The organism is Bacillus alkalisoli (assembly GCF_002797415.1).
Classification (GTDB): Bacteria; Bacillota; Bacilli; order Bacillales; family Bacillaceae_I; genus Bacillus_CD; species Bacillus_CD alkalisoli.
The window spans coordinates 2,656,775-2,680,886 of record NZ_KZ454944.1; the positions used below are offsets into that span (position 1 = coordinate 2,656,775).

22 protein-coding genes and 1 pseudogene are annotated in these 24,112 nt (G+C 33.9%); 6 read left to right on the forward strand and 17 right to left on the reverse strand.

Features of this window, described 5'->3' with window-relative positions; all coding sequences use genetic code 11:
* Positions 1 to 336: 336 nt before the first annotated feature.
* The 5 genes from CDZ89_RS13235 to CDZ89_RS20195 all read right to left on the reverse strand — a co-directional run bounded on the left by CDZ89_RS13235 (position 337) and on the right by CDZ89_RS20195 (position 6,835).
* Positions 337 to 3,855: a YhaN family protein gene (locus CDZ89_RS13235; protein ID WP_157842738.1), complete on the reverse strand. Its 3,519-nt coding sequence runs from the start codon at positions 3,853 to 3,855 to the stop codon at positions 337 to 339.
* Positions 3,852 to 5,129, reverse strand: coding sequence for a metallophosphoesterase family protein (locus tag CDZ89_RS13240; RefSeq protein ID WP_096154917.1), 1,278 nt, complete (start codon positions 5,127 to 5,129; stop codon positions 3,852 to 3,854). The genes CDZ89_RS13235 and CDZ89_RS13240 overlap by 4 nt, the downstream gene beginning before the upstream one ends.
* 250 nt (positions 5,130 to 5,379) lie before the next feature.
* The gene (locus CDZ89_RS13245) at positions 5,380 to 5,793 is read right to left on the reverse strand and encodes a hypothetical protein (protein ID WP_096154918.1); all 414 of its coding nucleotides are present in this window, start codon (positions 5,791 to 5,793) and stop codon (positions 5,380 to 5,382) included.
* A gap of 56 nt (positions 5,794 to 5,849) precedes the next feature.
* Positions 5,850 to 6,611 carry a hypothetical protein gene (locus CDZ89_RS13250; RefSeq protein WP_100333805.1) on the reverse strand — a complete coding sequence of 254 codons (762 nt, stop codon included), beginning with the start codon at positions 6,609 to 6,611 and terminating at the stop codon, positions 5,850 to 5,852.
* A 107-nt stretch (positions 6,612 to 6,718) separates the two neighbouring features.
* Entirely contained in the window at positions 6,719 to 6,835 is a 117-nt protein-coding gene (locus CDZ89_RS20195; protein ID WP_227521506.1) for a DUF6254 family protein, read from the reverse strand.
* A 71-nt stretch (positions 6,836 to 6,906) separates the two neighbouring features.
* Here CDZ89_RS20195 and CDZ89_RS13255 point away from each other — a divergent pair, with 71 nt between their 5' ends.
* Both CDZ89_RS13255 and CDZ89_RS13260 read left to right on the forward strand, forming a co-directional pair.
* Complete coding sequence (locus CDZ89_RS13255; RefSeq protein WP_096154920.1) at positions 6,907 to 7,518, forward strand: CPBP family intramembrane glutamic endopeptidase; 612 nt, start codon at positions 6,907 to 6,909, stop codon at positions 7,516 to 7,518.
* A gap of 55 nt (positions 7,519 to 7,573) precedes the next feature.
* Positions 7,574 to 7,975, forward strand: coding sequence for a hypothetical protein (locus CDZ89_RS13260; protein WP_096154921.1), 402 nt, complete (start codon positions 7,574 to 7,576; stop codon positions 7,973 to 7,975).
* Positions 7,976 to 8,214: 239 nt separating this feature from the next.
* Here the strand turns inward: CDZ89_RS13260 and CDZ89_RS13265 are convergent, their stop codons facing one another.
* From CDZ89_RS13265 to CDZ89_RS20540, 11 genes and pseudogenes are all read right to left on the reverse strand, one after another.
* Positions 8,215 to 9,246 (reverse strand): YkvI family membrane protein, encoded by a 1,032-nt coding sequence (locus tag CDZ89_RS13265; protein WP_096154922.1) that lies wholly within the window; start codon positions 9,244 to 9,246, stop codon positions 8,215 to 8,217.
* Between the two features lie 112 nt (positions 9,247 to 9,358).
* On the reverse strand, positions 9,359 to 10,153 hold the full coding sequence (locus CDZ89_RS13270) for a polysaccharide deacetylase family protein (protein WP_096154923.1): 795 nt from the start codon (positions 10,151 to 10,153) through the stop codon (positions 9,359 to 9,361).
* A gap of 101 nt (positions 10,154 to 10,254) precedes the next feature.
* Positions 10,255 to 11,949: a M3 family oligoendopeptidase gene (locus CDZ89_RS13275; protein ID WP_096154924.1), complete on the reverse strand. Its 1,695-nt coding sequence runs from the start codon at positions 11,947 to 11,949 to the stop codon at positions 10,255 to 10,257.
* A gap of 285 nt (positions 11,950 to 12,234) precedes the next feature.
* Positions 12,235 to 12,681, reverse strand: coding sequence for a MarR family winged helix-turn-helix transcriptional regulator (locus CDZ89_RS13280; RefSeq protein WP_100333806.1), 447 nt, complete (start codon positions 12,679 to 12,681; stop codon positions 12,235 to 12,237).
* Positions 12,682 to 12,930: 249 nt separating this feature from the next.
* On the reverse strand, positions 12,931 to 14,505 hold the full coding sequence (locus CDZ89_RS13285; protein ID WP_100333807.1) for a bifunctional metallophosphatase/5'-nucleotidase: 1,575 nt from the start codon (positions 14,503 to 14,505) through the stop codon (positions 12,931 to 12,933).
* A 175-nt stretch (positions 14,506 to 14,680) separates the two neighbouring features.
* The gene (phnE, locus tag CDZ89_RS13290) at positions 14,681 to 15,481 is read right to left on the reverse strand and encodes a phosphonate ABC transporter, permease protein PhnE (protein WP_096154927.1); all 801 of its coding nucleotides are present in this window, start codon (positions 15,479 to 15,481) and stop codon (positions 14,681 to 14,683) included.
* Positions 15,481 to 16,299, reverse strand: a complete 819-nt coding sequence (phnE, locus tag CDZ89_RS13295) for a phosphonate ABC transporter, permease protein PhnE (protein ID WP_096154928.1) — start codon at positions 16,297 to 16,299, stop codon at positions 15,481 to 15,483. The genes phnE (CDZ89_RS13290) and phnE (CDZ89_RS13295) overlap by 1 nt, the downstream gene beginning before the upstream one ends.
* Complete coding sequence (phnC, locus tag CDZ89_RS13300) at positions 16,299 to 17,069, reverse strand: phosphonate ABC transporter ATP-binding protein (protein WP_096154929.1); 771 nt, start codon at positions 17,067 to 17,069, stop codon at positions 16,299 to 16,301. The genes phnE (CDZ89_RS13295) and phnC overlap by 1 nt, the downstream gene beginning before the upstream one ends.
* 105 nt (positions 17,070 to 17,174) lie before the next feature.
* Positions 17,175 to 18,125, reverse strand: coding sequence for a phosphate/phosphite/phosphonate ABC transporter substrate-binding protein (gene phnD / locus CDZ89_RS13305; protein WP_096154930.1), 951 nt, complete (start codon positions 18,123 to 18,125; stop codon positions 17,175 to 17,177).
* Between the two features lie 177 nt (positions 18,126 to 18,302).
* The gene (locus CDZ89_RS20535) at positions 18,303 to 19,271 is read right to left on the reverse strand and encodes a methyl-accepting chemotaxis protein (RefSeq protein WP_406564928.1); all 969 of its coding nucleotides are present in this window, start codon (positions 19,269 to 19,271) and stop codon (positions 18,303 to 18,305) included.
* Positions 19,269 to 19,943, reverse strand: a pseudogene (locus CDZ89_RS20540) (HAMP domain-containing protein); the annotation flags it as partial. The pseudogene CDZ89_RS20540 and the gene CDZ89_RS20535, both read right to left, overlap by 3 nt.
* Positions 19,944 to 20,167: 224 nt before the next feature.
* Between CDZ89_RS20540 and CDZ89_RS13315 the strand changes: the two are divergent.
* Together CDZ89_RS13315 and CDZ89_RS13320 are read left to right on the forward strand one after the other, a co-directional pair.
* A complete protein-coding gene (locus CDZ89_RS13315; RefSeq protein WP_198508240.1) occupies positions 20,168 to 21,667 on the forward strand; it encodes an ATP-binding protein in 1,500 nt (499 codons plus the stop codon).
* 33 nt (positions 21,668 to 21,700) lie between these two features.
* The gene (locus CDZ89_RS13320; protein ID WP_096154933.1) at positions 21,701 to 22,432 is read left to right on the forward strand and encodes a ZIP family metal transporter; all 732 of its coding nucleotides are present in this window, start codon (positions 21,701 to 21,703) and stop codon (positions 22,430 to 22,432) included.
* Here the strand turns inward: CDZ89_RS13320 and CDZ89_RS13325 are convergent.
* Positions 22,429 to 22,629, reverse strand: a complete 201-nt coding sequence (locus CDZ89_RS13325) for an aspartyl-phosphate phosphatase Spo0E family protein (protein WP_096154934.1) — start codon at positions 22,627 to 22,629, stop codon at positions 22,429 to 22,431. The genes CDZ89_RS13320 and CDZ89_RS13325 overlap by 4 nt on opposite strands.
* A gap of 156 nt (positions 22,630 to 22,785) precedes the next feature.
* On the opposite strand from CDZ89_RS13325, the gene CDZ89_RS13330 reads away from it, so the two are divergent.
* Positions 22,786 to 23,097, forward strand: a complete 312-nt coding sequence (locus CDZ89_RS13330; RefSeq protein ID WP_096154935.1) for a YkvA family protein — start codon at positions 22,786 to 22,788, stop codon at positions 23,095 to 23,097.
* Positions 23,087 to 23,887, forward strand: a complete 801-nt coding sequence (locus tag CDZ89_RS13335; RefSeq protein WP_096154936.1) for a divergent polysaccharide deacetylase family protein — start codon at positions 23,087 to 23,089, stop codon at positions 23,885 to 23,887. The genes CDZ89_RS13330 and CDZ89_RS13335 overlap by 11 nt, the downstream gene beginning before the upstream one ends.
* Positions 23,888 to 24,112 lie beyond the last annotated feature (225 nt).

The following is a 24,112-nucleotide window of genomic DNA, read 5'->3' on the forward strand; positions in this document are numbered from 1 at the left end:
CTCAAACAAAGAGGCTGGGACAGAACTAATTTTTTTCTTAAAAGTCGAATAATTAGTGTCTGGTTATCATACCGCAGATGATTGGAGTGCAAACCTTCGCTTTCCGCGGGCGGTAAAGAGGAAGGTTATTTTCACTGCCGTGAAAAAACCTACTCCTCGGCGCAAGCGCCTGTGGGGTCTCACTTAACACGCTTTCCCGCAGGAGTCTTCGGCTTACACTCCAATCATCTGCTATAGAGGCGAGAAAAATCCGACTTATCCCTATATATTGGGATAATGTTCGGATTCTTCTTCGTTCAATATAGTTTTGTCCCGACCTCTTTTTCTGATGTTCTCCTACACACTCACCGTATTTAATTCAATCAAATCATAAGTCACATCTGATGTGATTTGCTTCATCAACTCTACAATTCGATAGTGGTGTGTAAAGAAAATGATTTGTGTTTTCTTTGACAGTTCTAGTAATACCTTTAACGTTTCTTTTGAGCGCTCATCATCAAAATGAACTAAAATATCATCGACGATGAATGGTATTGGCTCGTTTTCTTTTGCGTACTTTTCGATCGCCGCTATTCTTAACGATAAAAATAACTGATCTGTTGTGCCATCACTCATTCCTGATACATCTACAAGTTCATCTTTATTACGAACTCCCATAATTTTCGCTTCGTCTTTTTCATCATATTCGATTGTTAATTTATCATACTTTCCTAACGTTAACTGGTGAAAAATTTCACTAGCCCGATTCATTATAGGACTTTGATTGTTTTCTCGATAATGTTCAATCCCTTTTTGCAGTATTAAAGAGGCTAATTTATACGTAATATACTCGTCCGTATAATTCACAATCGATGCCAATTTACTTTGTTTTTCTTCGGTAGCTTTGACTGATATGTCACTTGTCCCTTTAATCTTTTCTAGATAATCATTTTTTACTACACCATAACCTTGTTCCATAGTCGAACGTTCGGAATCAAGCTGATCCATTTGATCCTTTAATTGCTCTAATTCAACATCTAGTGTATCTTTGTCCGCTTCTTCTGCTTCTATTAATAACTCTTCAAGCGTACGACCGTTACCAAGTTCAATAATCTGTTCCTCAAGCGCTGTGATTTTAGTTGTTAAACCACACTTTTGCTTATAGTCTGACTCCACTTTTTGTAATTCCTCTAACGATTCACAGCACGCTTGCTTTAGCAATTGATATAGAGAAGTAGTAGCTTCCTCCATTTCCTTTTCAGCCTTTTTTACTTTTTCTTTTGCTTGTACTAATTGAGTTTGTAATGTGATTGTTGTTCCTTGATCTTTGTTTGCTTGCTTTAGAACTTGATATAGCTCTGTAACAGCAAGGTCATATGCATTCGGAACGAAATTTGTTACAACATGTTGCTCCATACTTCTTACGCTTTCTTCAAAGGCAGTAATACGATCTTTCACCATACTCCACTGCTTTTTTGTTGCCTTCCATTCATCATAACTATTTACACATAGTTCATATTTCTCTAATAAAGCTTTGACTACATTTGGAGATGTTAAATTAGAAATAGTAAACGCCTGTAACACTTCCTGCCAATTCTCTTGCCATTCATTTAATGATTTATCCAATTCTTTTTGCTCAATAATTAAATCTCGTAGTTTTTCTTCTAATCTTTGTTTTGCTTCTGTAAAGTTTGTATACTTGTTATTTTTATCTAAAAGATTTTTCCGTAAAACTTCTGCTTGTTGCAATAAATCTTCTAGGGTAGAACCTAGTGTAACTTGTTCAAATGTACGTAATGTATCTATTAGTAATGTTTTAAGATGATCGACACTATTAGTTTGAATTTGTATTTGTGATAATACCTTATTTTTTTGTTCATTAAGATCTAAAAATGATTCATATTTATCAAGCCATTCCAACATTTCCTCTGGTGATAGTGGATTTATGTTCGCCAGCTTCCAATGGCTTTTCCATTCCACATCCCACTTATCTAACTTTTCCGTTGTTGCTTTTAGTTCTATTTCAAAACTTGCAATCGCTCGTTTACTCGATTCCATATCAGCAAGCAACTTGTTTTTCGTTCCTACTTTTTCTGCCTCCATTCTCATTTTATCTGAAATTGCATCAGACTCACTTATACTTTTCTCAAAAGCCATCTCCATCGGCAAACTAGCGGCAAAAGTAGAAACTTCATTATCATCATAGTCACCAGTTGTTAGCTTTTTTCGAATAACTAACCAACCTTTCTCACGATGTTTACGTGTGTTTTCCAAATCTGTAATAGTTGGTATGTCAGCCAATGATTCTAATTCTCGAATTTTTCTCTCATTTTCCTGAATCATATTCTTCTCACCATCTATATTTTCCTTTATTCTTTGGATAGCATGGGTGATAAGATGATATTCTTTATCAAACTTCTTAATCGTTTCTTTTAAGGTCGGCACTTTAATACTTAACAACTCTTCACTTGTACCATTGAATAGTGGAATACTATGGAGTACAGAAGTCAATTGTTTTTCTATTTGTTCCAGCTCGTTTTGTTTTTCCCTTAATACACTTTCTACTTTCCCTTCGGATTTAACTTTATCAATTACTGATTCTAATCTGTCTGCATCCATAATTTCAGTATATTTTTTAAGCTCTATGTTTAATCTATCTAATTCTCTAGTTATTACATTAATTTCATTGTTTACATTTTTAAGGTCTAGTTCAAGCGTACGTTTTAGTTCTGAAAGCTCATTTATTGTATTCTTTTTCTCCGCCGTAATACGATATTTTTCTACTTCATCTAGTTGATCAATCTCTCCGCCGAGTTCTTTCAATATTGTAGAAATTGTATATTCGAGTTGTTCGTACTTTGCTTGTAATTGAGGTACCTGTTCAACATGTTGTTGATAACTAGCTATGTTTCGATATAAATCTTCAATGAGAGAAGCTTGTTCCATTATGCCATTAGGAATAACTATTCTTTCTAATTGATTATTTATCTCATTAATCTCTTCTTCCGCTTCTTTCTTTTTCGTTATTTCACTGTTAATTTTGTGTTCTGTTTCTTTTCGAAGATCTTCTGCTTGCTCTGGCAAGTCTGGAACATTAGCGAACTCATTACACTTTTCTATTAATTCATTTCTTACAGCAATTTTCGGTAACGTTTGTTTTAACCGTTCCAATTTTAATTGTTGCAATCTTAAATTACTAATATTTTCCTTCATTTCATTTATTGCGTTTTTTCCGTCATTATAATTTCTTTCAATATCTTTCCAATCTTGGATTTTCATTTGATTATCTGCAATCGTTTTGGAGATTTCTTTTTCCGCTTTTAATTCCACATTTAATTTTGAGTTTTTACGATTTTTTTGATATAGATTACTTGCCCTTGAATCTAATTCACCTAATACATCTCGGAGTACATTTATACCTGAAGCAGCGGAAAACAAACTTTGACCAACATTTCCTTCACTTTGAATTAAACTCTCTCCACCTGTACGTAAACGAACATGATCTAGTGCAAACATATTAGTAAATTGGCTTTCTGAAAGACCGTTTAGAAAGGTAAGGATTTTCTTTTCATCTATTGGATTGTTATTTTCGTCTAAAGCTGTTTTGCTTCTTCCTTTTCTACGGCCAAATTTCAGCTTTTCCCCAGTATGATTCTCCAACTCTCCTTCAATTCGTAACTGGCTATACTTGTGTAAAAAAGCATCTTGTGTTGTTTGAGGAAAACCGTACAAATAATTGGTTACCGAGCGAAGAATCGTACTTTTACCCGCTTCATTAGGTCCGTATAATAAATGGAAGTTTTTGTTATTAGCAAACTTCAAAGGAAAATCAGTAAAGTGTCCGAACGCTTTCAAATGCAAATTATTTATTCTCACGACGTTTCCTCCCCAACTTTCGTAGTTAAATAATGTAATACTAAGTCTTCTACTTCTTTCATTCTATTAGCAAGAATCGCTGAATCTGTAAAATCAAAACCTTCTTCTCCGCTTTTTAGTTCATGTGGCAATGCTGATTGCAAATCTTTAAATTCATCTATTAATAATGAAAAGGTTTCGTCATTATTACTAAGCTGCTCCATATATTCTAATATGCTCGCAATGGGAGTGCTCTTTTCTTTCCATTCTTCTATATCTATCTTTCGTGCTGTTTCGAACTTGAGTTTTTCTATCCATACGTCTCCGTATCCTACTTCAAGTGCCATTGAACGCAAATTATTCAACACATGTTCTTTTTCAACTACAAGTTGTTGGTGCACATTTGTAACACCAATTATTTTAAAGCGAACTGCTAAAAATTTCCCTTCTGCTAGTTCATAAAGTTTTTCTAAATGTATACGTGCTGTTTCAATTACTTCTTGTACGGATTCACACTCTGATACGTTTACTTCACAAACTCCCCATCTTAATACATCAAGAGAATGATGTTCGTATTTTTCAATTTCACCTTGCTTTACGGAAACTATCGTACAACCTTTATTGCCAGTTTCTTTCACATGTCGACCTTGAATATTACCTGGGAAAAGAACAACTGGATTTTTTTCATGTAACACTTCTCTAAGATGGATATGTCCTAATGCCCAATAGTCGTAACCCTTTTCTTTTAAGTCATCTAGCGAGCATGGTGCGTAATTTTCATGCCCTTCACGGCCAGTTAAGCTAGTATGTAATAGGCCGATATTTACATATCCTTCTTTTTTCGTTGGATATGATTTTACGATATTTTCTGTTACAGCCCTTGATGCGAATCCTTGTCCATGTAGTGCTACTTGTAAATTTTCTATAATAAATGTACTCGGTTCTTCGACTGAGAACTCCAATACATTATCAGGTAGTTTTAATTCTTTTGTTATTAGGTTGGCCGCATCATGGTTACCACGGATAATGTAAACGTTAATGTTTTCTTTACTCAAGCGGGCCATTTGGTTTATAAAGAACAACCCTGTATTATAATCTTTCCAATCACCGTCGTATAAGTCACCCGCAAGAATGAGAAAAGCGACTTTCTTCTCGATTGTAAGGTCGATTAAGTTTTTGAATGCTTCCCTTGTTGCATTTCGGATTTTTTCAATTGGTGCTCCTTCATATTTTTCCAACCCTCTTAACGGACTATCTAAATGGATGTCTGCAGCATGGATAAACGTAAACTCCATTGAAATCCCTCCTCATAGCATTTTTATCTTCTTATACATTTCCATAATTCTACAAATGCATAGTCTTTCCTTCTTTTTCTCCGTTGTTTCGACCGCTTGTTACTATTATATACAATATGGTATACCATTTTCGGACAAGGTCATAGGAAATGATAATCTTTTACAAATAAAAAAAGCAATCCTTTCACTCACTCTCGAGAGGAGTTTGTTAGATTACTTTGTTTTTATGTTTATAATAGCATTTATAATATTACTTTATGATTCCGACACCCAAGACCATGTTATTCCATAATACAGCCTCTACTTTCTCTTGTTTGTCAGCTGGGCAATTAATCATAAGAATAAAATCGGCGTCGTCTTTGTTTTTCTTATTATTCTTATCCTTTTTTTTACTAAGTAAATAGTCAATAATAAATCCTAGTAAAAGTCCAGATATAAGACCTATTCCCCCCCATATGACAGGTCCTAAATAGAAAATGTAACCGTAAATAACACCTAATAACATAAATATTATACCGAAAATAGCCGCTAGGTCTACTAAACTTCTCCCGTCTGAACGGTGGAGTGAGTCAATTAGTTGTGCGTTTGTATTCACTTGGTCAAGTGGCACTGCTAGAATTTGTTCCTTTGATAAGCCAAGGTCATCTAAATCACGTAACGTCATCTCAATCTCCATTGAATATTTAAAGGTGGCAAAAATATACAAAAAACTCACTCTTTCTATAGCGGCATTTTGAAAGAAGGATCTTGATAATCTTTTTTTAATTTTCTACTAATAAATTTATCGATATAACTGTTAATCTGTACAGAGTTAACATACGAGTCATAGATAGAAAAGCAGTAAATGGACGGAATAAATAACAACCAATGTGGCACTAATATTTCTGTTGCATCTGAAAACCTTCCGAGAAATGTTAATAGTATCGCTTCATAAACATTTGCTTGATATGTAATGAATAACCACCATGTCATTAATAAAACAGTTGAAAGTAGTCTAGTCATATATAAACTTCCTAAACCAGGTATGACAGCAGACCAAAATGCAGCTAATACAGGGTTTTTCTTATCAATTAAATTCACTTCAATCGAGGAACTATTCGTTATAAGAGATGGGTAGTCGTCTCTATATGCAATTGTGTAGTGTTTATTCATCTCTATTGTAAGTCGGTAACTATCCCATATTGAAAATATGTACATACTAATATATATAAAAATCCAATTTGGGTCCAACACTTCGATCGCTTCATTAAAACGGCCTGTCATACTTAAAAAAATGGCATGGTTCAAATGAGCTAATGTATTTATGACAACTTCCCAAGCAATTAAAATTAATGCAGTAACGTATTTGGATAACATAAAATGTCCAAAACCTGGAAATGCAGCAGACCACCAAGCAACAACAGATGGCTTACGATAATGTAATAAGCTAGTTGTATAAGGGCTGATCATCGCAACAAAGCGTTCTTTTGAACTTGGGTCCATAGGCCACACCTATCTCTATAATTTCTTATCCTAGTATGTGATGAAAATTGGAAGTATATACAAAATAAAGAGGAATACTGCGTAGAACAGTAATCCTCCTATTTGTTTTATTTTTTCTTTTCTTCTTGTGTTAACTCGTCAAAGCTCTTTACTTTGCCATGAGCATTTTGAGATTGTTTTCGTACTTTCCATTGGCGTTCTTGTTGGCTCTTAGATTGTGTCATGTACTACACCCTTTCTTGATGACTTAAAATGTTATATCATATACATTAGGAAAAATTAGGGGGAAATTAATTTGAACAAAAGCAAGTTCCTAATCATTTTGCTTTTAGCTCATTGCTTAATTAGTATTAGCTTCTTTTTAACTCATTATTTTTGGATGTTTTTTCCATTGACGATGGCAGTACTATCTTTTATTGCAATAAAAAATTGGCATGTAATAAAAAGCAGTCCTCCATTTACAATAAGAGAAATATTTATAGGATTTCTATCTGGTTTAATCCTATACATTGTGTTCTTTGTTTCTTACCTAATGATAAAAAAATGGTTTCCACTCTTTATTCCTTACGTTATCGATTTATACAAATTAGTCGGACCAACACAGCTTTGGCAATATGTTTTACTTATTACTATCATTATTCCGGGAGAAGAATTATTTTGGAGAGGATATGTCCAGAATAAACTTTCTATGTATGTGAAATCTGATTGGAGTAGAGTGTTCTTTGCTAGTGTTATTTATGGGTTTGCACATATTTGGACAGCAAATCCTATGTTAATTGCTGCTGCTCTTATTGGTGGGATGTTTTGGGGAAGCTTGTACATATGGAATAATAATATCGGAGTTGTTATCCTATCGCACTACACATTTAATCTATTTTTATTATTTTTACTTCCATTAACATTTTAAACTTGGAGTAAGTAATGTACAATTATTTCATACGAACATATTGGAGGAAAAAGTTTTGGATGCTATTTTTTATTTTGTTTTAGCTGCACTTATTGCAAGTCTTGGAATTACGATAGCGGTTCGCTCATCTATGGATAAATTTGTAGCTGAGCCAAGCAAGTTACAAGAATTTCAGACACGTTTGTTTATTCAAGTATTTGCTATTGAAGCAATACCTATTTTACTAATTATTGTTGGCTTTATGCACCTTCAAAATTCAACTGCTAATGCCATTTTACCGTTAGGTGTTGTTTTATTAAGCCTTTTTGTTAATTTTATTTTATTGTTTAGTAAAAAGAATGAATTATTATCTCATGAACCGAAAGTACAGAGTGCACTTAACAATTTATTCTTTATTGGTTTAGCTTTAATGGCAGCACTCCCGATTGTTGCAATTGTTGCGATTTTAATAAGGTAAATGTAAATAAGGCCGGGACAAAACCCAGTGAATTTATTGGAGAGGCCCCTAAGAAAATATTTTTGTTCTTGCGGGTCTCTACTTATTGATGGAACAAAGGTATTATCCGATACGAAAGAAAGTCCTTGGAGATCTCTACAAAAGAACTTCATTGGCCTTATGAAGTTCATCTACAACCACTTTCTTATGCCAGATGAACTTCATTTGCTTTTTGACCCATCCTCATTGAAGTTCCCTTTTTACTTCACTTTTTTAAATGCAAGTAAGAAAAGTAATGATAAGCTAATGTATCCAAACAATGGGTATAAGTGCTCGATCAATGAACCGTAACCGATTTGGCTTATTAGGTAAATAACAGCTAACATACAGAAAGTAATATACTGCTTAGGTATCGGAAACATTCTTTCTAATTGGCGCTGTAATCCAAAAATATCACTAACAACAGAAGTGAATATTTCACCGTAAATGACAAATACATAAATTCCAAAAAAGGATGCTAAAGAAAACTTTACTACTTCTGCCATCGGTATCTCATATGTAGCGAAATTGGGTAAAGAGGCTAAGGAGATATGACATGTAAGTAGAATAAAACATAATAAAAGTCCTCCTAACATCCCTCCTCTTTTAATTACCCACTCATCCTTAACTTCTGATGCTAAAGGTACTAGAACTGGCTGGGCAAGCGCTAGATTGAAGCTTACGTATAAAATTGGCGCTATCCAGCCTTTCCAACTATACTCCCCTTCATAAGTAAGCGATAAAAAAGCCAAGCCATTCTCACTAAGTGCATTACTTGCAATCAAAAAGCTAAAAATAATCATTACAGGCACAACTACAATATTTACAGCTACAAGCCCTTTCATTCCGACTATTACAATAGCAACAGCTAACACCATAGTTAACAATAAGCCGAATTGATAAGACCAGCCTAATTGTTCCTCAAATACTGCACCTGCCCCAGATAACATAACTGCAGCTACGAAAATTAAAATGATTAGCATAAATAAATTCACGATTGTACCTATTTTTTTACCAAATAAGTGCTCGTTGAATTCTTTATAAGATGAAGCTTGAATATTTTTTGCGATTAACATCATTTTTGTTCCAAAATGTATAAAAAGCCAACCACTTATTAAAATAGTGACAAAACCAATCCATCCATATTGTGTGAAAAATTGAACGATTTCTTTTCCAGTAGCAAAACCAGCTCCTACAATGGTTCCAACATATACTGCCGCCACCTGTATGGCGCTAAACCAACTCCGCTTCATTACTCCACCACACCACCTAAGTACACTTTCTAAAACAAAAAAAGCCTTTGTCCATTATATGAGACAGGCTTTAATTAAAGACTAGAATTATGGATATTAATGAACTAGTGAATTAATTTAAAATGGTGCGGGTAAAGCGAAACCCTCTACTTTTAAATTCAGGAATTTTCACTTTTAATGGTTTCGGTTTCTTTCCTATCAGTTGATTTATGTGCAAAATAACAACCGTACCTGATTTGGCATGTAGAAGTACATCTCTTAAGCGTTTTTCAATATTAGCTTCACGTGACGCACTTGACATACCTTCCTCCTTACTTTTTTCAAATTCTTTAAAAATAACTTCATTTTTAACAATAACAGAATCACTTTGTACTTTCTCTATCTTCTTTTGTTGAAAAATTAAATCGTCAATTTTTTTATTAACGCTTTTTTCGACCATCTTAAGTTTGTCTTGATTATTATTTTTATGTACCAGTTGTAATACAGAACCATTCTTCTCAGGTAACTTATACATACTTTCAAGCAAATAAGGATGTTTTGCTTGCTTTTTTAAATAAACCACTTTTTCTTCTTCATACATATCTTTCTTTTCATTCTCTGTTAAAACAAGGGCGATAACTTGATCTTCTTTATCCATTTTCACCCTCACTAAAGATATTTGTTTGTCCCAATTAATAGGTAAATGATATGTATCCGTTAAATAATTTCTTAATTCAGTTTCCGTCTGAATAGATTCGGGTTGTTTCTCGTTCATGTCTATATTCACTCGTATTGGACGAGTTAAAGGTTCGCTAAATACAGGTTTTGTAACATTGTCATTTAATTTTTGCATTTTTGTTTTCAGTTGACAGGTGAAAATATTAAAAGATAAGACGATACAAAATAGGATATGAAAAAATCGATTCACACCGACACCTCCATATCCTATCGTCACCAATTATCTATTCTATATGTGTAAAATATTCCAATGTAACTTAAACGTAACAAAGTTGAAATGTTCGAGTGAAATTATAACGCCTTATCATCAATATTAAATAAATAATCCTCGATTTCACCGACAACGGATTGAACACAGCCTTCTTCAAACGGAGAACGTAATTTTGCTACTTCTACTAACTTCGTAAACGATTTACTTCCACCCTGTTTACATAAGTTTAAATAATCAGCCCATGCAGACTCTTTGTTTTCCTGAGCTAACTTCCAAAACTGCAGTGCACAAATTTGAGCTAATGTATAGTCGATATAATAAAATGGTGATTGGTAAATATGGCCTTGTCTTTGCCAAAAACCACCTTCTTCTAAGTAACTTAATCCATCATAATCCCTTTCAGGCAAATATTTTTTCTCAATTGCAGACCATGCTTCATTTCTTTCTTTCGGAGTACAATTAGGATTCTCATATACAAAATGTTGGAATTCGTCGACTGCCACTCCATATGGTAAGAAGGAAATCGCACCGCTTAAATGAGCATATTTGTATTTATCTGTGTCTTCTTGGAAAAATAATTCCATCCATGGCCAAGTGAAAAATTCCATGCTCATGGAATGAATTTCACAAGCTTCATACGTCGGCCAATTGTATTCAGGTACATCAAAATCTCTACTCATATACACTTGGAAAGCATGTCCTGCTTCATGAGTTAAGACATCTATGTCCCCACTAGTCCCGTTAAAGTTAGAGAAGATATACGGAGATTTATAGTTAGGGATAAATGTACAATACCCACCAGCTTCTTTCCCTTTTTTCGCTACTAAATCCATTAAGTTGTTATCAATCATAAATTGGAAAAATTCATTCGTTTCTTTTGAAAGTTCTTCGTACATTTTCTTACCATTATCAATAATCCAATCAGGATCACCTTTTGGCTTTGCATTTCCAGATAAAAATTTGAAACCTTCATCGTAGAACTTTAATGAATCTAAACCAATTCTTTCTTGTTGACGCTCTTTTAATTTTGAAACAAGTGGTACGATTAATTCTTTAACTTGGTCACGGAATGTTGCTACCATTTCTGCATTGTAATCAGTACGCACCATGCGAGCATAGCCTAATTCCACAAAGTTTATATATCCAAGTTTTTTCGCCATTTTGTCCCGAACTTTTACTAACTCATCGTAAATTGCATCGAACTCAGCTTTGTTTTCGTTGAAAAAGGTAAACTTAGCCTCGCTTGCTTGTTTACGAATTTCTCTATCCGTAGACTCTGTGAAAGGATCTAATTGTGCTAGGGTTCTTTCTTCTCCTTCAAATAGAATCTTTGCAGAAGCAATTAACTTAGAGTATTTTGTGGAAAGTTTATTTTCTTGTTGTAAGTCTTCAATTATAGATGGATCAAACGTTTTTAGTTCACACTCTGCTAAAGCAAAAAGCTGTGTTCCAAATTTAGATTCAAGTTCTTGTCTATAGTTTGATTGAACAAGCTCTTTATAAAATTTAGTTTCTAGTTCTTTTACTAATGGTTCTAATACATCTAAGTAATCTTGTTCTTGCTTGTAAAACTCATCATTTGTGTCTATGGAATGACGAATACTAACAAGATTAAACATAGTACTAACATCATTTCTAATAGTGTTTATTTCTTTCATTACGGATTCTTGTTCTGTTGATGAAGTAGCATTACTAAATGCAGTAAGTTGTTCGTTGAATTTCACTTTAATTTCTTCAATATTTGGACGGACATATGTGAATTGTTCAAATTTCAAAGTGATTGACCTCTTTTCTATATTGTATGAAAAATAAGCATAGTACGCTGTTACTATATTCTACACGAGAGTAATAGACTCCTGCTCTAAATAGATGTTTAACTGCATTCTTTGTTTTATTAAATATATTTACCAATAAAACCTTGCCGTTCCTTTCCGCTGCAGACACTGACTTTCCGCGGGTTGTCCAGTGTCTTCCGCTCCAATCCACTCTTGGTATATTTATAATTCAAAAAAGAAACAATCTTTTTTAAAGAACCATATAAAAAAACGCCTTAATCAAAATTAAGACGTTAATTCATAGGTATATAATCCGAGCTTTTTCAATAAATCAATTGCAGTTTGTTTCTCTTCTTTCGTTAACCCAGCTACCAATTCATCTATACGTTGTTCATGCTGAGGAAAGATTTCGTTTAGTAGTTCTTTTCCACTTTCGGTTAGTTCTGCATATGTTACTCTTCTATCTTTTTCACATGCTTTACGAGCAAGTAATCCTTTTCCTTCCAGTTTATCCACTACATACGTTATACTCCCACTAGCAAGTAAGATTTTCCCACCGATTTGCTGGAGTGGTTGAGTACCTTTGTGATAAAGAAGCTCCAATACTGCGAACTCTGTAGGATTTAATCCAAAACGTTGAATAGATTGATTTGCTTTATCTGTAATAGTCCGATGTGCACGGGACAATACGACAAATAGTTTTAGCGATAAATCAAGGTCCTCTCTGGACATTTTCACACCTACTTTCTACTTTCTAAAACTTTGGACTTATTAAACACCGCTGTTGATTTCTGTGCAAGTCTTCGCTTTCCGCGGGCGTCTACGCCATACACGGAAATCACCGCTAGTAATGTATTTAAAAAAACAACACACTTTAACATAGCCTAAACTAAAATATTTCGAATTAAAACTAATTTTATTAAAAACAAGTGTTTTGGTCAATGTTTTACCTTCTTTTCACTACTAAGATACGAGAAATCTCTACTTCCAAATAACTCTCCAATTGTTATTCGTTGTTGCTTCTATCTCTTTATGTTTTAAGATATAATTAGCGATTAACTCTGACATATCTAACGTTATATCTTTTACAACTTTTTTACCTTTATACATATGGTAGTCTCCACCACCACCGGCTCGGTAATTATTCATTACTACGTGGAACGTTTCATTTAACTTTAATGGTGCACCATCTTTTTCTAATTGAACAACTCTACTACCTATTGGTTTTCTAATATCTAACGTATATTCAATGCCTTCCCACATATCGTAATTATAATGTTGAGGCTTTGGAGTAGTAAATGCTGGGTTCACTGTTAATTCTCCATTCCCTTCGACAAGAAAATAGGATGCACAACGCTCTAAAGCGTCTTTCATTTCTTGTCCAGTAATCTCAATCACTTTAAGTGTATTTGGATAAATATAATTAGATACAATATCACGCATTGTTACCTTTTCTGGGAACCCAGGTGAACCGTTATGGAATAGGGCAGTATTAGAAATAGTAGTATCTGATATATCCATCTGAACTTTATTAATAAATTCAATTAACGGATTATCTTTCGTTCTAATTTCCATGGCGTCATTTACTAACATATTTCCTTTTATAGTACCCATTGGTTGGTCTAGCCAACTTTGGGTTGCTTGTTCATAATCTTTCACACTTTCTAAGACAGCTGGGTCCTCTTGTACACCCTCTATCGATAATAGTTCTGCGTTTTTCGATAAAATTTTCCAAGCACCTTCTACTTTTTCGAATGATATGGTTGCTTTACCTAAAAATTGACCATTTACTCCTGGTTGTAGAACTAAGACATCATTTACAGTTGTCTCTGCAATTGTTCGATGTTGATGACCAGTTAATAGAACGTCAATTCCTTCAATTAGTTGGCACATTTCATAAGCTTGATTTTCACCTGTTAAAACTTCTGTTGGCTCACCAGTAGATAAATGTCGTTCAAAACCACCGTGATAACTAACTATTAATACATCCGGTGCTTCTTCTAATCGGATTTTTTCTACCCATTGCTTTGTAGATTGAAGAGCATCTTCAAAAGTAAGACCAACTATATTATTTGGGTTTTCCCAGTTTGGAATGTAATGTGTTGTTACACCAAGGATGGCCACTTTAACTCCATCGTAATCTTTCAGCAAATAAGGTTTTCCGAAATAAGGCTTTTCATTAACTTCGTCTAAAATATTGGAAGATAGCCACGGAAATTTCGATTGTTTCACTGCATTATTTAATAAATCCATTCCATAATTAAATTCATGATTTCCAATAATAGCAGCATCGAAGTTTAGTTCATTTAAAACTTTTATCATCGGATTTAACTTTGTAACAGAGATTTTAGCATAATGATATGTAAGAGGAGTACCTTGAATAACATCTCCATTGTCTATTAACACTACATGTTTATTATTCTTCCTTTCACGAGCGACAAGAGTGCTTACTTTAGCAAGACCAACATGTGCATATTCATTGTTACCATAGTTAATCGGCATAACGCTACCGTGTATATCACTTGTTTCTAAAATCGTCAAAGTTAGCTTATTCATTCAGCAACACCTTCTTCTATTTAAAATTCCACCTTTATTATAACTAAACAGAAAGCGTAGAGAAAAGGCTCCCTACGCTTCGTTACCTATAATTATATGCTTGTGTTGGTGCTTTTTCCATATCACGTCACACATCAGACTTCTTTTTACAACATTAACCAACAAAGAACCTTTATTAAACGATTTTACGTCTAATGTAAGAAGAAATATAATCAATTATTGTAACAACTACTATAATAACAAGTAAGATCATTCCAACTTCATCCCAGTTTCGGTTAGCAACGGCTATAACGATTAATAAACCGATACCACCCGCTCCAACGATACCCAACACGGAAGATGAACGTACATCGATTTCGAAACGATAGATAGCGTATGATAAAAACTCCGGAATTACTTGTGGAATAATACCATAAAATAGAATTTGAATTTTATTGGCACCATTTGCTTCCATTGCTTCTACAACTTTCATATCAATGGACTCAATTACTTCTGAGTAAAGTTTACCTAACATACCTGTTGAGTTAATGGCAATAGCAAGTACCCCTGCAAAAGGACCAGGTCCAACCGTCGCAACGAATATTATCGCGAAAACAAGCTCTGGAAAAGCACGAATACCATCTAAAATCCACTTACCAAATGTACTAACAGCACGAAATCGACTCATATTATTTGCTGCAAAAAACGCTAGTGGTACAGCGATAAGGGCTGCCATTAATGAACCAGCGTAAGCGATAAAAACTGTTTCAATCATCTTTTCAATTACTTTTCCAAACTTAGACCAATCTGGTGAAAGTAATTGTGGAATCACACGGTTAAAGTTATTTATTGTTCTTTCACTAAAAACACGTGTCCAGTTAACATTAATTTGAGTAAATGTAATAACATAAATAGCTAATAATGCAATCGCAATAGCTATATTTCTAACTTTTTTTATTACAGGCATCTTTCTTTTTGGAGGTAATTCATATTTCATTATACAATCGCCTCCCTAATCTTCGTACTAATGTATTCGATAATAACAACTGCAATAAATACGACAATAATTAACATCATTGCATTATCGTAACGGAAGAACTTAATTTGTTGATCTAATAGTAAACCGATCCCACCTGCACCAACTAAACCTAAAACAACAGATGCACGAATATTTATCTCAAATACATAAAGTGAGAACGATACAAACTGCGGTAAAATCTGTGGTACAACACCATACCAGATTGTTTGTAAAGAATTTGCACCAGATGCACGCATTGCATCCAACGGTTGCATATCAATTGTTTCTAGGGTATCACTTAATAATTTTGCTAAAATACCTAAAGAGAAAATAATTAACGCTACAATACCAGGAAATGCACCTATACCAAAAATACCAACGAATACTACTGCTAAAATAATATCAGGAATTGTACGGATAATGTTTAGAAAGAATCGTACAAATTGATATATGTACTTGTTTGTACTAATGTTTCTAGCTGCAAGTAAACAGAATGGAATTGTTAATATAGTTGAAATTGTCGACGCAATAACTGCCATATAGAACGTTTCTAATAAAGCTGGAATAACACGTGAAACATATTCTAGATTTGGAGGAAAGAAATTACCAAACATGTTAATCATATTTGGAAAACTTCTAAAAAATTGTCCAAGAGTCGAACCGGTCTCATAAGTACTCCAAAAGTAAAGCGCAGCTACAGCAATGAAAATCATTGTTGATTTTCTCTTTAGCTCAGGAGAGACGACGCCTTTAGGGACAATTTTCTCCTGTGTCTTAGTTTTACCTTGTGCACTCATTAATCTTGACCTCCCACCAGATCATCTTCACGAATTGCACGACCGTAAATTTCTTCAAACGTTTTTTCCGTTACAGTAGATGCTGGACCATCAAAAACTACTTCTCCAGCTCTCATTCCGATAATACGATCTGCAAATTCCATCGCCATGTCAATGAAATGCAGGTTAACTATTGTAGTGATTTTGTCTTCTTTATTAATTTGCTTCAAGTAGTTCATTACTTGCTGAGCTGTTGGTGGGTCAAGACTTGAAACCGGCTCATCCGCTAAAATATATTTCGGCTTTTGAGTTAAAACACGAGCAATACTTACACGTTGTTGTTGTCCACCACTTAGCTCGTCAGCACGGCTATAAATTTTTTCTTCAATATTAACACGCTTTAAACTTTCGTAAGCAAGAGCTAAATCATCTTTTTTGTAAAGATTTAAAATACTTCTTAAAGTACCAGTATGTCCTAAACGTCCAGCTACAACATTTTTCATAACAGAAGAACGTTTTACAAGGTTGTAGTTTTGGAAGATCATCCCCACTTTTGTGCGAAGCTTTCTTAAATCTCCAGCTTTATATTTTAAGATGTCATCGTTATCAACTAGAAGCTCTCCATCTGTTGGAGTAACTAGTCGGTTAATACTACGGATAAATGTAGACTTACCAGCACCAGAAAGACCTACAATTACAACGAATTCGCCTTCTTTAATAGTTAAGTTAATATTTTTTAAACCTTGAGTACCATTTGGGTATACAAGGGAAACATCTTTAAACTCAATCATGTAGATTTGCCCCTCCATATTGGAAAAATTGCCAATTTTTATTTAATAAGTTGAAAAAAAGGGAGAAGCAAGCTTCCCCCCATTTTATTTTTTTAAGGTAAAATTTTACCCTTCGTAACCAGTTAATTTAGCAGTTTCACGAACGATATCATACTCAGCATCGTTAGCTTCGTCGATAGCAGTCCAACGGTAAACGTCGTTCATGATTTGTAGCATTGCTTCGTCATCGTTAAAGCTTAAGAAAGCAGCTTTAATTTCTTCAACAAATGCAGGGTCTAAAGATGGAATTACAGAAATAGTATCGTTAGGGATTGGGTCTGTGTAACCTAAGATTTTTAAGTCTTCCATAATTGTTGGGTAGTCGCCTTCTAATATAGTACGAGCATCGTCAAATGTAGTTGCAACGTCTGCATCACCGTCAAGAACAGTTAATAAAGCGTTGTCATGTGAACCTACAGATACTACGTTTGAAAAGAAATCAGTTTGTAGAGCATCAGTTGTTGCGATGTCAAACTCAGTCATTAACTGTGCAGCTGGGAATAAGAAACCAGATGTAGAAGTTACATCAGCCATTGCCCAAACTTTACCTTTTAAATCAGCGAAAGTCTCAATTCCAGAGTCAGCACGTACTACGTATTGAGCTTTGTAAGTAGAGCTTCCGTGACGGATAGATTTTAAAATAACTTCGATGTTGTAACGCTCGTTCGCTTGTATGTAAGCGAACGTTGGTACGAAACCAATGTGAACTTTTCCACTACCCATAGCCTCTACTAATGCAGTGTAGTTAGTCATTGTAATACCTTCTACTTCAACACCTAAGATTTCAGATAATTTTTCAGCTAAAGGAGCTACTGTGTCAGCAATTTTATCAGACTCAGTTGATGGTACGAAGCCCATTACAACTTTAGATGGTTTTTCAACTGTAGCAGTGTCGTCTCCACCAGTTGTATCGTTGTTTCCTGTGTTTCCTGTGTTAGCAGCATTGTTTCCAGTTCCACATGCTACTAAAGCTACAGCTAAAATAGCAACTAACATGATCGATAAAAACTTTTTCATGTTTAAATCCCCCTAAGAATTTATTTTGTTTTCTCAACGATTAAAATTATAACCTGTAATTGATTAAATATGCTACACTTTTTTCGGTTTTTTTACATTTAATTTAAAATTAAGACGATTCATTACACTTAAATAGGCTTTTATGTCGATTATCTTTACATTGTGTTAACACTATATTTACAATTGTTCGTATTTATCCTGTATTTTCATATTTGAAATTTCCTTTTTAAGCCTTTGGGCTAACTGTTCTAAATCCTCAGCTTTATTGTTTATTATGCTTACTGTTGAAGAAAATTGTTCATGAGTTGCTGCTACTTCTTCAGTGTCTGCACTATTTTGTGTAGCAATCGATAAGACTTTCTCCATACCTTTTGTTATATCATTTGACTTCACCGATACTTCTATTGTAGAGTTTGCCACTTCTTTTACCATTTCATCTAACGAATTAACAAACTCTGCTAGCTTTAAGAAAAGGTTAGACGATTGACGAAGGACGTCTTTCCCATCTTGCGCTTTTTCCAATGTACTTGCGATACTTTTATTTGATGATTCAACACTATTAATAATTTGCATTAATTCCGTTTGTACACGAACTGATAATCCCTTTGATTCATCAGCTAATTTTCTTACTTCACTAGCTACTACTGCAAAACCTTTTCCATGTTCCCCTGCTCTGGCAGCTTCTATTGCCGCATTTAGGGCTAAAAGATTTGTTTGCTCACTTATCTTTTGGATAGAAATTACTATAGACGCTATCTTCTCTGATTGAGTAGCCAAGCCTTTAATTCGATCATTGGTTAATTCTACTAGATCAATAATAGAAGCCATTTCTTCTTGAAGTATTTTTAGAGATTGTTCTCCTTCTACAGCTTGACCTCTCGCTACATTTGATCGAGACTGAATGTTTTGAACTGATAATTGTATATCATTTAATTTATTTTCTATTTGTTTAACGTTTAAAACATAGTCGTGTATGGTACTACTTTGTTGCTCTGAACCAGAGGCAATTTCTTGAATGGAGGAAGATATTTGCTCTGTTGCTTCATTTGTTTCTATCATCATTTCTCTTAAATAGTTTACTGTATCATTAATATGTAAACTTGAATTATTAATAGAAACAACTAAAGATTGAAATTGGTCACTCATCTCATTAAAAGTTTCTTGAACTTCTCCTATTTCATCTTTTGACTTAACTTCTATCCTAGAGGTCAAGTCTCCATCTTTAAATCTTTTAATCCCTTGTACTAATTGTGCCAACGGTCTACTTAATAACTTTGTAACTAAAATAGATGTAAAAAATACAAAAAAGAGGCTAAGTATAATGGAACCCATTATCCAAAATGTCATCGTTTTTGCTGGTTGCATAATATCACTTATGGAACTGCCAACTGCTATTTTCCAGCCGTTTGGAAGTGAATCAAAAGCAACTAGTCTTAACTCTCCGTCAAATTCGTATTCAAATTGGCCACGTTCTTCCTTTTTCATTTGTCTAATAAACGGATAGATAGACCAGTTTTCTTCAATCTTACTTTCGTCATGGTGATATCTCACTATCCCAAATCGATCAATAATAAAACCATATCCTTCCATTCCGTTTGGAACATAGTATCTTTCTTCAATATCTCTCACTCGCGCTTCCACTTCTACGAATTGTTCTTTCGATAAAATGATTGATTGTGTATACGGTTCAAGTTCTTGAGCTTTTAGATAAACAATGTAAGATAAGTTTTTCTTCGTCATATCTTCCATACTTTTGTTAGAAATAATTGTACTGATTAAACCTATTAGCAAAAGTGGGACGACTGTGATACTTACCATTAAAATCAGTAGCTTTTGCTGAAAGGTCCATGTATTCTTTTTCTTGTTTACTTTATTAAAAATCACTATTTTTACCTCCAAGACTAGCTTTTATAGTTAAACTTTATCGTATTTATAAACAAATGACATATTAATTATTTGTAAATTTTAAGTTATACTTATTTTCGAGAATTAGGTAAAAATAATATTATGATAATAATTAGCTACAACAAGGAGTTTTGATATTGAATAGATTTAATGTAAAAACGACGCCATTCTTCCTATACTTATTTATCGCACTAATTCCTGCAATTTTAATAGCCGTTTTCATCATTCAGCAAAATTTACATATTGTGAAAGGAAACAACATTAAAGAGGCAAACGAACACTTATCCCTTCATAAAAGTAGAATTGACTCTTTTATCCATGATACAGTCACAACACTTGACGCAATTGGCATGGTTATTAATACTAAGAGAGAAGAACAATATGAAATACAAGAAGTCCTTATTCAAATGGAAGAAAAGGATGCACGGTTTTCTGGTTTATACTGGGTAAACACAGATGGTATTCTTGAATATTCATCCTCTCCTCCATTTGAAACGATTAGTATTGCGGAGCGCGATTATTTCCAAAAAGCAAAGGAAACCAAAACTACTACATTTTCTTCTGGCTTTAAAGGTAGATTAACAGGGTTGTATATCGTAACTATTTGTACTCCTGTGTTAGATCCTACAAGTGATGAAGTTGTTGGATATATTTTGGCAGGATTGAACTTGTACTACATGGGTCAAAGCTTATCCGAACTTGTATCAGAGCAACTAATCATTGTTAAAGATCATAAAGACCAAATACTATTTTTGACGAGTGTTGATTCTCCAGTTGATTCAGTAATGATATCTTCTTCTTTACAAAATGTTGATTGGACCATTGAGGCACATAGTTTACCTGCCTCCACTAGTGACGTAATTTATTCTTCTTTACCAGCTATGTTTGCTACCTTTATCTTAAGTCATGTCATCTATCTTGCATTCCTTTCTTTTTTTCTCCGTAGAAAATCTATACAAGAAAAAAGAAAACAAGAAAAACAAAAGCTACAACTAATTGGACAACTAGCTGCAAGTACTGCTCATGAAATTAGAAATCCACTTACGGGAATAAAAGGGCTTGTAACATTATTAAGTGAGAAGCATTTTGACAAAGAAGATCAATATTATTTTTCTATTATTCAAGATGAAATTACGAGGATTAATTTAATTGTTAGTGAGTTTCTTGTTTTAGGAAAGCCAACTGCTGATAAGCATGAGTTACATAACCTCTCCGAAATAGTATTAGAACTAAAACCATTAATAGAATCGGAGGCCCATCTTCATAATGCTCAACTAAATGTAAATATTACACAGGATGTAATTCATCTATTCTGCGTTAAAGATCAATTAAAACAAATTATATTGAATTTATGCAGAAATTCTTTTGAAGCGATGCAAACTCAAGGTACCTTACATATAGATGTTTTGAAGCAAAAAAAAGAAGCCTTACTAATTTTCAAAGATAATGGTGTTGGAATTTCAGATGTGGCATTGAAGAAAGTGTTTGATCCCTTTTTTACAAATAAAGAAATGGGAACTGGTCTCGGATTAGTAATCTGTAAGCGAATTGTTGAATATCATAATGGTACGATAACCATTGATAGTAAAGAAGGTCAAGGTACATTCGTTACGATTAGTTTGCCTTTGGCTAATTAGTCGTATAATAAGAAATGAGCGGAGAGGAATGAAATGTTAGAAGTTTTTATCGGAAGCACTTTAGCAGCAATGTCGACAGGACTAGGTGCACTTGTAATATTATTTTTAAATAAAAAAATAAGCCATAGAACTAGAGACACTTTACTAGCTTTTTCAGCAGGTATTATGATGGCAGCTACCATGATGGGCTTAATACCTGAGTCATTAGAGTACGGTGGCTTCACACCGCTTGCAGTTGGCCTTTTATTAGGTGTTCTTGCTTTAAATCAGCTTGAAAAAAGAATACCTCATATCGATTTAGAACATAAACGATCTGGAATATCGTTTGATCAAAAGGCAATATTAATTGTTGCAGCTATTACGTTACATAATATACCAGAAGGATTGGCAGTTGGCGTTAGTTATGCTTCTGAATCTCAAGAAACAGGTAATATGATTGCGGTGGCAATTGGACTACAAAATGCACCAGAAGGATTACTAGTAGCACTTTTTTTAATTAATCAAAAAATTAGTAGATGGAAAGCTTTTTTTGTCGCAACTTTGACAGGTATAGTAGAAATTCCGATGGCATTTTTAGGGTTTTATTTAACTTCATTAGTATCATGGTTAGTCCCAGTCGGGTTAGCTTTCGCTGCAGGAGCAATGTTGTTTATTATTTACAAAGAACTAATTCCAGAAAGCCATGGAGACGGTAACGAACGAGTAGCTACTTATTCTTTTATTTTTGGCGTTCTGTTTATGATTTTTATTATCGATCTTTTTTAAATTCCGCCACTTGTCATGTGGTGGTTTTTCTTTTTATATAAGAGATTTTGGTATTCAACAATTAGCTTATCTAAGTCTTGACTAATTTTCAATGTATCTTCACTTTGTATTCCAGAACGGTTTGCTATGGTCACCATACATTCTCGTTTTTTACTAATTTTATTCATTAAACACTTCATGTACTGTTCGTGAGACAATTTTCTCCTCTCCTTCTAAAACACTTACTATCGAATTATTACAAAAAATACTAAATTTGTAAACAGATTCGCAAAAATAGACATTTATTGCATGCATTAATTTTGTCCCGAAGGTGAAAAATGTAAAAATAAAATGAAAAAAGAGGCGTGTTACTATTGATTGATAAAACTAACTCCTTACCGTCTATGAGAGTAATTTGGAGAGAATTGAAGGAATTACTTCAATTAGCGAAAGATTGGAAAACTGGAAATTATCCATCTGCTTCCCGTTTCACTATTTTTATTATTTTTGTTGCAGCTGGTTACTTTTTCATGCCATTCGATATAATACCTGATTTTTTGATAGGGATTGGATTTCTTGATGACATTATCATTATTAGTTTTATTTTTTATTTATTAAGAAATGAAATAAAGCGTTACCGCTCTTGGAAAAATACACATAGTCAGAGGGATGTACATGAAAAATAAACTTTATATTTTGTTGATATTACTCTTCTCAGTTTTAGTATTTGTTCCTTGTTACACTTTTGCCTCAACAGTTGAAAAGAAAGTCGCTATCGTTATTGATGACTTTGGAAATAATATGAAAGGAACGGATGAGATTCTTTCGTTACCTGCAACCTTAACCATTGCCGTAATGCCCTTTTTATCAACAACAAAAGAAGATGCCGAACTTGCACATAAACTGGGACATGAAGTAATTTTACATTTGCCGATGGAACCTAGGAAAGGAAAAAAAAGTTGGTTAGGGCCCGGGGCTATTACGACAGATCTTTCTGATGAAGAAATACATAAAAGAGTAAACGCTGCAATGGACGAGGTACCACATATCGTTGGAATTAATAATCACATGGGTTCGAAAGCCACTTCAGATGAACGAGTAATGAGGATAGTGTTACAAATATGTAAAGAGCGTGGTTTATATTATTTAGATAGTAAAACTAGTGGAAAAAGCGTTGTTGCAAAGATAGCCACTGAATTAGGTGTACCATATTTAGAAAATGAACTGTTTTTTGATGAAGTATATACAACTAAACATATTGTAAGACAAGCAAATCAATTGCTTAAAAGAATGGATGAAAAAGATTCCATTATCGCCATTGGGCATGTGGGAGTTGCTGGAGAAAAGACGGCAAGCGTGTTAAAACAATACATTCCTACTTTAAAAAGAAAAGCAAAAACCGTGCCATTGTCCGATTTATTACTTGATAAAATGGAGCCAATATTTGAAATTACACACAATAAAAAAACTAATTAAAAACCGTGCCGGTTGTTTGGACGCTTTCCGCGGGGGAGGCGGTGAGCCTCCTCAAGCCGAAGGGCTCTGTGGGGTCTCACCAGCCTGCCCTCTCCCGCAGGAGTCGTCCACACAACCGGCACTTATTTTTAGTAATTTAATCAATTTCATAATTACGGTTCGTTTAGTGAAAAACGAATGTTCATTTTATTATAATTAAATAACGTTTCGATATAAAACGTAAAT